Annotated in this window: 13 protein-coding genes and 1 tRNA gene; 6 read left to right on the top strand and 8 right to left on the bottom strand. The window is 60.1% G+C overall.

Annotated features, from left to right (window positions below):
• The first annotated feature begins 52 nt into the window (after positions 1–52).
• The 5 genes from AC2FNZ_RS12155 to AC2FNZ_RS12135 all read left to right on the top strand — a co-directional run bounded on the left by AC2FNZ_RS12155 (position 53) and on the right by AC2FNZ_RS12135 (position 4,457).
• Entirely contained in the window at positions 53–337 is a 285-nt protein-coding gene (locus AC2FNZ_RS12155) for a DUF3572 domain-containing protein (protein ID WP_093964931.1), read from the top strand.
• A 26-nt stretch (positions 338–363) separates the two neighbouring features.
• A complete protein-coding gene (locus AC2FNZ_RS12150; RefSeq protein WP_496840810.1) occupies positions 364–1,056 on the top strand; it encodes an HAD family hydrolase in 693 nt (230 codons plus the stop codon).
• A gap of 119 nt (positions 1,057–1,175) precedes the next feature.
• Positions 1,176–2,735 (top strand): trimethylamine methyltransferase family protein, encoded by a 1,560-nt coding sequence (locus AC2FNZ_RS12145; RefSeq protein WP_496840809.1) that lies wholly within the window; start codon positions 1,176–1,178, stop codon positions 2,733–2,735.
• A 145-nt stretch (positions 2,736–2,880) separates the two neighbouring features.
• On the top strand, positions 2,881–3,465 hold the full coding sequence (locus AC2FNZ_RS12140; RefSeq protein ID WP_480752887.1) for a heme NO-binding domain-containing protein: 585 nt from the start codon (positions 2,881–2,883) through the stop codon (positions 3,463–3,465).
• Positions 3,465–4,457, top strand: coding sequence for a diguanylate cyclase domain-containing protein (locus AC2FNZ_RS12135; RefSeq protein WP_496840808.1), 993 nt, complete (start codon positions 3,465–3,467; stop codon positions 4,455–4,457). The genes AC2FNZ_RS12140 and AC2FNZ_RS12135 overlap by 1 nt, the downstream gene beginning before the upstream one ends.
• 29 nt (positions 4,458–4,486) lie before the next feature.
• On the opposite strand, the gene AC2FNZ_RS12130 is transcribed toward AC2FNZ_RS12135, so the two are convergent.
• From AC2FNZ_RS12130 to AC2FNZ_RS12095, 8 genes are all read right to left on the bottom strand, one after another.
• The gene (locus AC2FNZ_RS12130) at positions 4,487–5,182 is read right to left on the bottom strand and encodes a CbiX/SirB N-terminal domain-containing protein (RefSeq protein ID WP_496840807.1); all 696 of its coding nucleotides are present in this window, start codon (positions 5,180–5,182) and stop codon (positions 4,487–4,489) included.
• Positions 5,183–5,245: 63 nt separating this feature from the next.
• Positions 5,246–6,178, bottom strand: a complete 933-nt coding sequence (locus tag AC2FNZ_RS12125) for an AEC family transporter (protein ID WP_170341050.1) — start codon at positions 6,176–6,178, stop codon at positions 5,246–5,248.
• A gap of 61 nt (positions 6,179–6,239) precedes the next feature.
• Positions 6,240–7,037: an MBL fold metallo-hydrolase gene (locus AC2FNZ_RS12120; RefSeq protein WP_496840806.1), complete on the bottom strand. Its 798-nt coding sequence runs from the start codon at positions 7,035–7,037 to the stop codon at positions 6,240–6,242.
• On the bottom strand, positions 7,034–7,849 hold the full coding sequence (locus AC2FNZ_RS12115; RefSeq protein WP_496840805.1) for a TatD family hydrolase: 816 nt from the start codon (positions 7,847–7,849) through the stop codon (positions 7,034–7,036). The genes AC2FNZ_RS12120 and AC2FNZ_RS12115 overlap by 4 nt, the downstream gene beginning before the upstream one ends.
• Positions 7,846–8,967, bottom strand: coding sequence for a DNA polymerase III subunit delta' (locus AC2FNZ_RS12110; protein ID WP_496840804.1), 1,122 nt, complete (start codon positions 8,965–8,967; stop codon positions 7,846–7,848). The genes AC2FNZ_RS12115 and AC2FNZ_RS12110 overlap by 4 nt, the downstream gene beginning before the upstream one ends.
• Positions 8,968–8,974: 7 nt before the next feature.
• A complete protein-coding gene (gene tmk / locus AC2FNZ_RS12105) occupies positions 8,975–9,601 on the bottom strand; it encodes a dTMP kinase (RefSeq protein ID WP_496840803.1) in 627 nt (208 codons plus the stop codon).
• A complete protein-coding gene (locus AC2FNZ_RS12100; protein WP_496840802.1) occupies positions 9,598–10,764 on the bottom strand; it encodes a D-alanyl-D-alanine carboxypeptidase family protein in 1,167 nt (388 codons plus the stop codon). Before AC2FNZ_RS12100 ends, tmk begins: the two co-directional genes overlap by 4 nt.
• 13 nt (positions 10,765–10,777) lie before the next feature.
• Positions 10,778–11,941 (bottom strand): SPOR domain-containing protein, encoded by a 1,164-nt coding sequence (locus tag AC2FNZ_RS12095; protein WP_496840801.1) that lies wholly within the window; start codon positions 11,939–11,941, stop codon positions 10,778–10,780.
• Between the two features lie 205 nt (positions 11,942–12,146).
• Between AC2FNZ_RS12095 and AC2FNZ_RS12090 the strand changes: the two genes are divergently transcribed.
• Positions 12,147–12,236, top strand: a tRNA-Ser gene (locus AC2FNZ_RS12090).
• The last annotated feature ends 333 nt before the right edge of the window (positions 12,237–12,569 follow it).

Genomic DNA, 12,569 nt, shown 5'->3' with positions numbered 1-12,569 from the left:
TTATGAGTCTGGTTAACAAACCCTTTCCAAATCTTCGAACCGGGGCCTGATCATGCCGATCTCTGCCGAATTCGCTGAAACTTTGGCCTTGAAAGCGCTTGGGTGGCTTGTTGGGAACGATGAATTGTTGCCTGTTTTCCTTGGTTCGACCGGCGCGTCGACGGATGACCTGAGGGACCGCGCCACAGAGCCCGAGTTTCTTGCTTCGGTGCTGGAATTTCTGATGCTTGACGATTCGTGGGTGTTGGCCTTTTGTGACGCAAACGCTGTCCCCTACGATCAACCGGCCCAGGCCCGAAGCGTCCTGTCAGGCGGCGCGGATGTTCATTGGACCTGAACGGGTCCGCGCAGGAGCAAGAATGCATGTCGATTGATGCGCTGGTTTTTGACAAGGACGGAACCCTGTTTGATTTCGCCGCCACCTGGGGGGCGTTCGGCAAGGCGGTGCTGCTGCGTCTGAGCGAGGGCGACAATGCGCGTGCGTCCGTGCTTGGAAAGAGCATTGGCTTTGACTTTGCGACAGAGACCTATTCCGAGGACAGTATCGTGATCGCTGGCACCGTTGATGAGGTCGCCGACGCGTTGTTCCCCGACCTTGACGGCTGGTCCCGCGAGAATCTGATCCAGGCTCTGAATGCGGCCTCTGCTCATGCGCCTCAGGTCGAGGCCGTTGCGCTTGCACCGTTTCTGCAATCCTTGAAAGACGCCGGCAAGAAGCTGGGTGTTGCGACCAATGACGGCGAGATGCCGGCGAAACGGCACCTGGCCTCGGTCGGAATCGAGGCCTATTTCGATTTCATTGCGGGGTATGACAGTGGCCACGGGTTCAAGCCTGGGCCCGGCCAGTTGTTGGCTTTTGCCCAGCATGTTGGCGTCCCACCGGACCGGATCGCCATGGTCGGCGACAGTCTGCACGATCTGGAGGCCGGTCGCGCCGCCGGCATGACCACGATCGGTGTTCTGACCGGATTGGCCAAGGTTGAGGATCTTGCACCGATGGCAGATGTCGTTCTTCCCGATATCAGCCACATCCCCGGCTGGCTGAACCTTCGTTAAAGCACCTTGCCTGAAAATCGGCGGTTCATGAGTTGAAACCGACCTTGGCTGTCGCAGACAGAGCGGCCAGAGGCCGGACTTCGGGTCTTGTTTGAGAGTAACAAACGCCGGAGGAACAGATGGCCGACACGAATACTCGCAAGCGCAGGGGTGGTGGACGCGCAGGCGCTGCAGCGCGCCGAGGTGCGGCAGTCATCGACCAGATGCCATGGAATCCACCGATCAACATCGACCGGCCAACCGAACCGTTGGGCCCGGAGGGCGTCGAAGCCATCCATGACGGCGCCATGCGTATTCTCGAGGAAATCGGCATCGAGTTCTACAATCAAGAAGCCTTGGAGATCCTGCGTGAGGCCGGATGCATCGTCAACGGCGACAACGTGCGCATGGGTCGTGACTTCGTTATGGAAATGGTCGCCAAGGCGCCGTCGACCTTTACCATCACGCCGCGCAACCCGAACCACACGATCGAGATCGGCGGCAAGACGATGTTGTTCGGAAATGTCTCGTCACCGCCGAACTACTGGGACATGGAGATCGGCAAGAAGGTACCCGGCAACCGTGAAATGTGCCGGAACCTGTTGAAGCTGACGCAGTATTTCAACTGCATCCATTTTGCCGGGGGCTACCCGGTCGAGCCGGTTGACCTGCACGCCAGCGTCCGGCACCTGGATGTCCTGTATGACAAACTGACGCTGACGGACAAGGCGATGCATGCCTATTCGCTGGGCAAAGAGCGCGTCGAGGATGTCATGGAAATGGTGCGCATCGCAGGCGGTCTCAGCCACGAGGAATTCGAGGCGTCACCGCGCATGTACACCAACATCAACTCGACCTCGCCTCTGAAACACGACCACCCGATGATCGACGGGTGCCTGCGTCTGGCCCGGCGGGGGCAGGCGATCGTCGTCACGCCTTTCACGTTGGCGGGGGCGATGGCCCCGGTTACGATGTCTGGGGCAGTTGCGCAGTCGCTGGCCGAGGCGCTGTGTGCGATTGCCTTGTTCCAGTACGTCCGGCCCGGCATCCCCTGTGTCATCGGGACATTCACCTCGAATGTCGACATGAAGTCCGGTGCGCCCGCGTTTGGCACGCCTGAATACATCCGGTCGACCCAGATGACCGGCCAGATGGCGCGGTTCTATGGGCTGCCCTTGCGCTCGTCCGGTGTCTGCGCGGCCAATGTGCCGGACGGCCAGGCCGTCTGGGAGACGTCGAATTCACTCTGGGCGGCGGTGCAGTCGGGGACCAATATGGTCTATCACGCAGCCGGATGGCTGGAGGGCGGTCTGATCGCGAGTCCGGAGAAGTTCATCATGGACTGCGAGATATTGCAGCAAATTCAAAGGTATATGCAGCCTGAGATCTGCGCCACAGGCCCAGACGAAATCGCACTGGAAGCCATCCGCGCGGTCGGGAACGATGGGCACTTCTTTGGCATCCAACACACCCAGGATCGCTATACCACCGCGTTCTATCAACCCTTCCTGAGCGATTGGAAAAACTACGAGGGCTGGGAAGTCGCGGGTGGGATCTGGACAGCCGAACGGGCGCATCTGATGTTCAAGGAGATCATCAACAGTTTTGAGGCTCCGCCGATGGATGAAGCCATCCGAGAGGAACTGGCTGACTTCGTCGCACGGCGCAAAGCCGAAGGGGGCGCGCCGACCGATTTCTGATAGCGCCCCACCGGGCAGGCAGCTGGAACGGCAGGATGTCTCAGTCTGAGATTTTGGTTAATTTTCCCCATCTTGAACTTCCGCATTTGGCCTTTGTTAAGATCTTTGAGGTGGGATCGGGCATGAAACCTTTTTGAGGGCATTCATGCACGGATTGATCAACAAGGCAGTTCAATCGTTTGTATGCGCGACGTATGGGCGTGAGCGCTGGCTTCGGGCGACCGAGGCCGCTGAACTTGGGTTCGCCGAGTTCGAAGCGATGCTCGTATACGACCGGGAAAAGTCATATCGCCTGCTGGACGTGGTCTGCGATCAACTGAACCGTTCGCGGGACGAGTTCCTGGAGGATCTCGGAACCTATCTGGTCTCACACCCCAACATGGAAGGGTTGCGGCGCCTTCTGCGCTTTGGCGGCGTCACCTATGTCGAGTTTCTGCAGTCTTTGGATGATCTGGCCGATCGGGTCAAACTGGCGGTCTCTGACCTTGAGTTGCCTGCCCTGGAACTGCAGGAGCGCTCGCCCACCGAATTCGAACTGCACTGCCATCCCGGGCTGGATGGCTATGCCAATGTCATGATCGGGATTTTGCGAGCAATGGCGGACGACTATGGCGCGCTCGTGATTCTGACGCATGCCGGGCATCAAGGCGGGGTGGACGTCATCTCGATGGTTCTGGTCGAAAGCGCCTTTGCCGAGGGGCGTCACTTTGATCTGGGAGCGCGGAACTGATGATGGATCTGGATCAACTGGGCAGGATGTTGGAGACGTTGTGCCCAATGTTCACCTTGGTGGATCAGGATGGGCGTATCCTTCAGGTCGGGCCGACACTGCAAAAACTGCGCCCGGACCAGCCAATGGTTGGCAGCGATTTTCTGGAAATATTTGAACTGGTAAGGCCCAGAACCGTGACGACCCTGCCGGCATTGATGGCGACGGCAGGTACCAAGCTTCATCTCAAGTTTCACGATGAACCGCGCACAGCATTGAAGGGGTTGGTGGCACCGCTGCCTGACGATGCAGGTGCGGTTATCAACCTGTCCTTCGGGATCTCGATCCTGGACGCCGTACGTGACTATGCCCTGACAAGCGCGGATTTCTCGGGAACCGATCTCGCGATTGAATTGCTATATCTAGTCGAGGCCAAGTCTGCAGCGATGGAGGCTTCGAGGTCGTTGAACCTGCGGCTTCAGGGGGCAATGCTTGCGGCCGAGGAACAGGCCTATACCGATACTCTGACCGGCCTCAAGAACCGGCGCGCGATGGACCATATCCTCGAGCATTTGGTTTCAACGAAATCCACTTTTGCCTTAATGCATCTGGATCTGGATTTCTTCAAAGCCGTGAACGACGAATTGGGACATGCCGCGGGCGACTATGTCCTGTCCCAGGCCGCCCGGATCATGCTGGAAGAAACCCGCAGCGACGATACGGTCGCCCGGATCGGCGGCGATGAATTTGTTCTGATATTCAAAAGCCTGTCGAGCAGGGCTCAACTTGAACGGATCGCCAATCGCCTGATTGGCCGCCTTCAGAAACCAATGGTTTTCGAGGGCGAGACCTGCGCGATTTCGGCGAGCATCGGGACCGCCCTAACGACACAGTTCCTGTCCCCGAAACCGGCTGAGATTCTGCACGCGGCGGATTTGGCCCTGTACGAGGCCAAGCGAAACGGTCGGTCTTGCCATCGCTTCTATTCCGAAGAAGCGCGCGCAGCAGAGTAGACCGGTGCGTCGATAGGCTGGCTGCTTGGCTAAGCAGCGAAAGCCCCGTCCAATGTCCGCGCGATATGCGACTGGATTTCATCCAACTCGCCGACCACAGGCAGCACCGGGCCACGAAAAGCGGCCTTGCCCAGCTCGGCGGGAATATCATCCAACACGTGGCCCCCGGTGCAGGCAAAGAACGGCAGGCAGATCGCATGGTCCCCGGTCATCTTCGCAGCGTCACTGATCGATGGGGCTTCTTCGACGAATCCGCAGCGGGTTGATTTCAGTGATATCAACCCGGCCAAACGGTCAGCGAATTCGTGGGTGACGGCTGCCGGGTTGCGGCTGCGGCCTGAGCCGTGTGCGGCAATCAGCAGATCCGTCGACGTGGTGCTCCAACCTTGCTCGTCGATCAAAGGTCGCAGGGCGCGCGCCACCAGGTTGGGTAGCTGCGGGTCAACGCCCAGCGGGTCGAGTTGCCGTACTGCACGCCCTTCAAGGCGTTTGGGAAGCGCAGAAGTCACAAACCACCCTTTCGCCATAAACAACGGATAAATCACGCTGCCGTCCGGAATGTCATCAAGGACTTTTTCCAATGCACCTGGCGAGGCGAGGGTCGCCGATCTGACTGTGACTCTATCCGTCAGTTGATCGATCCGAGTGGCCAGTTTGGCCAGGGATGCCTCGGCCGGGTCTGGGTCGGAGGGTTGGCCATGCGCTACGATGACGGCAGTCGGCATACTCGGGCTTCCTTATTCTGTTTCGGGATAGGTGTGGCGCCCTCCCGCAAAGTCAATTCGTCTTTACCCGAGCAACGTCAACCACATCCATACCGTAAGAATGGACACGCCTGTGCCGATCAATACCGAAGAGGCGGCAACTCGTTTGGCCCGGCCGTACATATTGGCGAAAATGTAGGCGTTGAAACCGGGCGCCATCGCCGCGTTCAGAACGCCCGAGCGGAAAAGATCTTGCGGCAGGGCGGTCGCTGTACCGAACAGCCAAACCAGGCTTGGATGCAGAACAAGTGAAACGCAGCAAACATAGCCGATTGTCCGCAGGTCGCCTTCGGGCTTGTATTTGACCAGAACTCCGCCCAGGGCGAATAGGGCGCCGGGCAATGCGGCGCGGGTCACCAGGCTCAGGGCCTCGTCTGCCACAGCCGGAATACCGACACCCGTGAGATTGACGATGAAGCCCAGAGCGATACCCAGGATCAGCGCGTTCTTGAACATTGCCGAAAGCACGGATCGGGCCATGCGCATACCGCCATTGCCTCGGTTGCGGATGACCTCCATCACGGTAATACCGACGCAGTAGCAGAACGGCGAGTGGAACGCGATGATCGCATAGTTTCCGGTCAGGTTGTCGGGCCCATAGGCGCGTTCGGTGATTGGCAGGCCCAGCAGGACCGAGTTCGAAAACAGGCAGCAGAACCCGATCGCGACGCAGTCTTCCCATTCGCGCTTGAATATCAGGCGAGCGCCGAAAACCCCCGCAAGGAAACACAGAGCTGCGGCGGTATAGAAACTGCCCAGAAGGCGCGGGTCAAAGCTGGCGCTCAGGTCCAGATGGGCGATGGCCAGAAACAGCAGGCAGGGGATTGCGAACCCCTGCGTGAACTTCATCAGCCCGTCGATATGCACTTCTTTGAAGTAACCCGTCAGCGTCGAGACATAGCCGGCCCCAATCACAAGAAAGACCGGAAGGATGACGTCGATCAGGCTTTGCAACATGTCACGACCTCAATCCAGGCAGTTCGGTCAGAGCTGGGGGAAGCGCGTGCAATCCGATGTCCTACAATGGCTGCCGGATCACCATGCCGTCATAGGCAGGCTCGACATGGTCCGGGGTCTCGGCATCGACGACTGCATAGTCCAGATCGATGTGCATATTGGTCAGAACCGCCCGAGCAGGCTTTAGCTGTTCGATCCAGCCAAGGGTCTTTTCCAGGTGGGCATGGGTCGGATGCGGGTTCCGGCGCAGCGCGTCAATCACGAGGCAGTCCAATCCCTGAAGCTCGGGCCAGGCATCATCGTAGATTTCCGCAACATCAGGCAGATAGGCCAAGTTGTTCATACGAAAACCAAGCGCATCGATCGATCCGTGGTTCACCTTGAACGGGCGAAACGGGATTGATCCTCCCGGACCGTCTATCTCGAACGGGCCGTCAATGGTCTTCAGGTCGAGGATCGGTGGATAGGGCGAGCCTTCGGGTTGAATGAAGGCGTAGCCGAACCGCCCCAGCAATGCGTTTTGCGTGTCGCCATCCGCCCAAACGGGTACCCGCGCGCGCATGTTGAAAACGATCATGCGCAGGTCATCGATGCCGTGGACATGATCGGCATGCGAGTGTGTGTAGACAACGGCGTCGAGGCGTCCGGTTCCGGTGTCCAGCAGTTGGCTGCGCATGTCCGGGGTCGTGTCGATCAATACCGAGGTCGTGCCGTCCGGCCCGTCCCGTTCAACCAGCATCGAGCATCGGCGGCGGATATTGCGCGGATTTTGCGGGTCACAATCTCCCCAATGCCCACCCAACCGGGGGACGCCGCCAGAGGAGCCACAGCCCAGGATGGTGAACCGCAGCATGCTCATGCGGCAACCGGGTAGGCGGCCGCCTTCGCAAACAGTCGATCAAAGTTCTCTTGGGTCTGCGCGGCAAAGTCCGGGTAGTCCATGCCAAACAGCTCGGCGCCGACCCGGGCGGTGAAAGCGGTATAGCCGGGCTCGTTCCGCTTGCCCCGGTGGGGCGGCGGGGCCAGATATGGCGCGTCGGTCTCTACCAGAATTCGATCGACAGGCGCTGCCGCAAAGATATCCCTCAGCTCTTGGCTTTTTGGAAATGCCGCGATGCCGGACATGGAGAGGTAGAACCCCAAATCCAACGCCGCCCGTGCCAGTTCGGCCGAGGACGAGAAGCAATGCATCACACAGGAGTAAGGTGCGTTCCGAAACTCGTCTTGCAGGATTGTCACCATGTCCTCGTCGGCTGCACGGGCGTGAATGATCAGCGGCAAGCCTGTACTTTGGGCGGCCTGAATGTGAACCCGCAACGAGCGTTTTTGGATTTCGGCGCTGTCGGCGGTGTAGTGATAGTCCAGCCCGGTTTCGCCGATGCCGACAAATTTCGGATGTCGGGACAATTCGACAAGTTCGTCGACGCTTGCCAGTGGCTCTTCGGACGCGCTCATGGGGTGGGTGCCGGCAGCGTAGAAAACCGGGGCATATGTTTCGGCGATCGCGCGCACGGTCGGTTCATTGCGCAGACGCGTGCAGATCGTCACCATGCGCGTCACGCCGGCTTCGGCCGCACGAGCGATGATTGCGTCCAGCTGGCCCTCGAAATCCGGGAAATCCAGATGGCAATGGCTGTCAGTGATTGCGGGAGGTTGGGGCGTGTCGCTCATCTGCTCGGACCGGCGGTTTCCTGAATCTTGAACACCGTATCTAGGACGACGGCGACAGGGTCAAGGTTCACCGCCTGCCCGTGCCGTGCACGGGCCGTGATGATGGATGCGGCCTCGGCCCAGCCCAAGGCTTGGGGGCGCGAGGATGACAGGCGCAATAGCACTTCGGACTCGTTTGGCGCAGCTTCGGGCTGCGGAGGCGCGCCGGTCGCACCTGTCAGAGCAAGGCGAGAAAGGGCGATGTCAATCAGATTCAAAAGCAGGTCATAGCGCTCGGCTGCTCCGCGCTGCGCGGCCGCTTCGGCCAAAGCCAGCGCGCGCTGGCGGTCGAGGCGGGGCAGGGTGCCAAGTATCTGGATCAGCTCGGCATAAATCTCCATTCCGCCCAGATTGATCAGCCGTACCGCGTCGCCTACGGAACCGGCGGCCAAAGCCGGGAGGTGATCGGATTGCGGAGGCAACTCGGCGCCGGTCTGTGCCAGCGCCGATTTCATATCCTCCGGCGACAGCGGTGACAGGCGCAGGGTGCGGCACCGCGAGCGGATCGTCGGCAACAGCCGTGACGGCTGATGCGAAACCAGAAGCAGTGTCGTGCGGGCAGGGGGCTCTTCGAGCATTTTCAACAACGCGTTTGCGGCGCTGACATTCATTTCGTCCGCCGCATCCACGATAACCACGCGGCGCCCTCCGTCCGCTGAACTGAGGCCGAAGAAGCGCCCCAGTTTTCGGATGTCATCGACAACGATCTCGTTGCGCAGGCGGCCCTGATCATTCAAGGATCTGGTGATCGCGGCCAGACCGGGTTCGGCGCCGGCCAGCATCCTTGCTGCAACCGGGTGGTCCGGCGCGATGTCGAGTGTCGTCGGAGCCTCGGGCGCACCGAACAGCCCGTCATCCTGTTGCAGCGGCGTGGCCAACAGAAACCGCGCGATGCGCCATGCCAGCGTGGCTTTGCCCACGCCGCGAGGGCCGGTCAGAAGCCACGCGTGATGCAGCCGGTCAGACGCAAAGGCGGTCAGGAAGGCTTGCTCGGCCGCATCCTGTCCAAACAGCCTGCGTGTTTCGCGCGGGTGAAGCGCGCCGGGCGCCTGGTCCGGTGTGGGTGTGTCGTCGCTCATTCGTGAATTACCGCAGAACCTTCAGGACGGTTTCTCTCACATCCACGGCCACGCTGTCCACGTCGCGATTGCCATCGATCACACGGAACCGGTCTTTGAACTCGTCCGCCAGCGCAAGGAAACCCGAGCGCATGCGTTTCTGAAGGGCCGGGCCAAAATCCTCGAACCGTTCTTCGGTGCCTTGCCGGCCTTTGGCGCGGGAGAGCCCGATTTCCGGATCCATATCGATCAGCAAGGTCAGATCGGGCTCGCGGCCGATCATCAGGCCGTGGAGTTGGTCCACCAGCGCGCGCAGATCTCCGCGCGACAGGCCCTGATACATTCGGGTGCTGTCGGCGAACCTATCGCAAATCACGATCTTACCGGCATTCAAGGCCGGTTCGATCGTGCGCTCCAAATGATCGCGTCGTGCGGCCGTGAACAGAAGAATTTCGGTTTCCGCCGACCACCTGTCGGGGTCGCCTTCCAGGACCAACCGGCGAATTTCTTCGGCCCCGGGCGAACCGCCCGGCTCGCGCGTCAGAACAACGTCATATCCGGCCGCCTCGAGGCTTTCTGCCAGCCTGCGGGCCTGCGTGGACTTGCCCGAACCGTCGATCCCCTCGAATGTCAAGAACAGATCGCGCGGGCTCACATCGACTCCAGTGGGGTATTGATCATGTCTTTCAGGACGATGCCGCCCACGGTCAAAAGCCGCACCAAAAACCCGCCCATCGCCACATCCTCGGCCGCGACAAGGGGACGCCGGATTTCGGGCAAACCTTCGGGTTGTATCACAAGTTCGGCCAGTTGTTGGCCCTTGGCGATCGGAGCGTTGATCGGGCCTTGATACACGACTTCGGCCTGCACGTTCTGATCGCCCAGAACGGGAAACAGAAGGGTGAGGTCACCGTCGGGCACAAGCCCAACCGTCTTTTGTGCGCCCATCCACACTTTGGCCTGTGCTATCGGCGTTTCGGCGTTGGCAACTGTCCTCTCGATAAAATTTCGAAACGACCAGTTAACCACCGCCTCAGCCTCCTCTGCCCGGCGAGAGATGCTGTCGAGCCCGGAAAGAACGAAGACCACCCGGCGATCGCCTTGCTTGGCCGAACCGACAAGGCCATAGCCCGCCTCTTGCGTGTGGCCGGTCTTCAGACCATCGGCACCGATATTCAGTTTCAGCAACGGGTTGCGGTTGTTCACGTTCGACGGGGCGCGGCCGTCAAATTCGAAGGTTTCCTCGGCAAACAGCGGATAGTATTCGGGAAAATCGGTGATCAGCCTGTCGGCCAGCACGGCCAGATCATGCACCGACATCATGTGACCTGCAGCAGGCCAGCCGTTCGAGTTGGTGAAGTTCGAGTGGTTCATGCCCATCTGCCTGGCGCGTTGGGTCATGTAGCGCGCAAAGCCGGCCTCGGTGCCGTCCGGGCTGAGCGCTTCGGCGATCACGACACAGGCGTCATTGCCGGACAGGACGATGATGCCCCGCAGCAGGTCCTCGACCCGGACCCGGTCCTGCGTGTTCAGGAACATGGTCGAGCCGCCATAGCTCATGGCATGTTCCGAGACCGGAAGCGTTTCATCCAGCGTCAGTCGACCGTCGCGCAGAGCTTCGAACGCAACGTAGAGCGTCATCAGCTTGGACATCGATGCCGGTGGAAGCGGTTCATCGGCATTCTTCGACAACAGCACAGTGCCTGTCGTCTGATCGATCACATAGGCCGCGCGCGCGGACGTGTCGAAGGCGTGAACCGGCAGGGCCAGCAGGGCAAGGCCCGCGGCCAGAACAGCCGATTTGAGTGAGGTCAGCATTGGACCCTCCTGTTCAGTTCTTCACGATAAAGGCATCGGTAAAGCCCAGGTCTTTCATATCTCCGAGGATCGCTTTGCGTTCGGCGCGCGTTGTGGCAGGGCCGACCAGAACACGCCAGACCGACTTGCCAGCCGACTCCAGTTCCAGAACTTCGGCCGCCAATCCGTTCGTGCGGACCTTTTCGGCGGCGGCCTTCGCGTTCGCTTCAACTCCGAACGTTCCGATCTGAACATAGGGTTTGGTCAGGTTCGACGATGCGGCTGTGGCACTGGCCGCAGCAACCGGAGTTGGCTCGGATGCGTCAATGGCGGCCGCGGCACCTGCGATCGGGTCCAACGGCGTCTCGGTAATTTCATTGGGATCTTTCTTCTGCCACCACTTGCGTTTCTTCGGGGCGGGCGGCGGTGCGACAACCGGATCCGTCAATGCAGCGGTCGCGGACGCATCTGCCGCTTCCTCAATCGCGGGCGCAGTTTCTTCGGCCGCTGCGCTTGCTGCCGCTCCGGCCGCGGCAGCACCGGCGACCATGGCACCGGTGTTTTCAGGTGTCTTTTTCTGCCACCATTTCCGCTTGGCCGGCTTTTCTTCGACCTTTTCGTCGGGCCCGGCCGTTGTGGTTTCTTCGGCTGCGGTTGCTTCGGCGGCGTCTGCAGTTTCTTCGGTCGGGGCTGCTTCGGGTTCCGGCGCAGGCTCCGGCTCGACCGTTTCACGGCGGAGTGCAACCACCTGCAGACGGGCAGGAGCGCCGGCAAGCATTCCCAGTTTTTCAGCCGCTGCCGAGGACACCTGAATGGCTGGCCCGGGCAGGTTTCGTTCCCGGCGGAACAAGGCGCCCGTCACGGTTTTGTTGTTGCTTGTGTTCTTGATGGCGACCCGCTCGGGCTGAGATGCGCTGGGGTGCGCCACCCAGATGCCACCCAACGAGGGACGCCCATCCCATAGCCCGGCCTCGGTCACTTCGAAGACGTCCGGCGCTTCAATATCGCGCTGAGAGCCGCTGGCGACTTCGGGGAACAGTTCCGTGGTGTTGCTTTGGGTCTGCCCATCGTCACTGGCTGCCTCAGAGGAAGACTTGCCTGCGTTCAAAGTTTCGTCGCATCCCGTCAGCGCAGTCAATGCAACAACCAGCACCGCCAACGGCCGCGGTCCAAAGCGTGTCTCTGTCGCTCGCTTCATATTGTGTTATCCCTTGCCTGTAGGGCCCTTGCGTGGCTGGCCCCAACCGCGGTTCGACCGGTTCTTTTGCCGGCCTCCTGCAGTCATTGCGCAAATCATAACCTGCGGGTTGTTTCAAGGAAAGACCGCGGGTCCGGCTTCGGCAAGAAATCCCTCTTTTGGACTTGCCACCAACCGATGTTCGTCCTAGACCGCTGCCTGCGCCGGGGAGGTGGCAGAGTGGTCGAATGCGGCGGTCTTGAAAACCGTTGGGCGTGAGAGCGTCCCCAGGGTTCGAATCCCTGTCTCCCCGCCACTCATACCTGTCTCACTTCAGTTGTATTTTCTGATCCGGAATTGTTACGCAATTCCCGCGCGTTGGCGCATGCGCTTTCAATCAGAGACGAAGCAAACCGTACATTCAGAGGACAATTCAGGCGCGAGTCTCAGTGTCGCATTTTAGCGGGGTCGCTTTGGGCTGGATTTCCCTGATAACCTGCAATTTACAGGGAATATTCGCAAACCGGGACTGACTTCCGTCATTTCTTCTATCAGAACTGTATGTTTCTCAGGGTCTTGTCAGAAGAACTTGTCTTGAGGCAGGCAGGACGGTTGCGTAGCTTTTGCCCATGACCAAACCTGCCTCTTT

It is taken from the genome of Ruegeria sp. SAZA006 (assembly GCF_059613465.1).
This window is presented reverse-complemented; position numbering and strand designations above follow the sequence as displayed.

Coding starts and splice junctions, on each gene's coding strand:
- AC2FNZ_RS12095 (WP_496840801.1), bottom strand. CDS start 11,941: ATGAAGCGAGCGACAGAGACACGCTTTGGACCGCGGCCGTTGGCGGTG.
- AC2FNZ_RS12120 (WP_496840806.1), bottom strand. CDS start 7,037: ATGAGCATGCTGCGGTTCACCATCCTGGGCTGTGGCTCCTCTGGCGGC.
- AC2FNZ_RS12140 (WP_480752887.1), top strand. CDS start 2,881: ATGCACGGATTGATCAACAAGGCAGTTCAATCGTTTGTATGCGCGACG.
- AC2FNZ_RS12150 (WP_496840810.1), top strand. CDS start 364: ATGTCGATTGATGCGCTGGTTTTTGACAAGGACGGAACCCTGTTTGAT.
- AC2FNZ_RS12130 (WP_496840807.1), bottom strand. CDS start 5,182: ATGCCGACTGCCGTCATCGTAGCGCATGGCCAACCCTCCGACCCAGAC.
- AC2FNZ_RS12125 (WP_170341050.1), bottom strand. CDS start 6,178: ATGTTGCAAAGCCTGATCGACGTCATCCTTCCGGTCTTTCTTGTGATT.
- AC2FNZ_RS12155 (WP_093964931.1), top strand. CDS start 53: ATGCCGATCTCTGCCGAATTCGCTGAAACTTTGGCCTTGAAAGCGCTT.
- AC2FNZ_RS12135 (WP_496840808.1), top strand. CDS start 3,465: ATGATGGATCTGGATCAACTGGGCAGGATGTTGGAGACGTTGTGCCCA.
- AC2FNZ_RS12115 (WP_496840805.1), bottom strand. CDS start 7,849: ATGAGCGACACGCCCCAACCTCCCGCAATCACTGACAGCCATTGCCAT.
- AC2FNZ_RS12110 (WP_496840804.1), bottom strand. CDS start 8,967: ATGAGCGACGACACACCCACACCGGACCAGGCGCCCGGCGCGCTTCAC.
- AC2FNZ_RS12145 (WP_496840809.1), top strand. CDS start 1,176: ATGGCCGACACGAATACTCGCAAGCGCAGGGGTGGTGGACGCGCAGGC.
- AC2FNZ_RS12100 (WP_496840802.1), bottom strand. CDS start 10,764: ATGCTGACCTCACTCAAATCGGCTGTTCTGGCCGCGGGCCTTGCCCTG.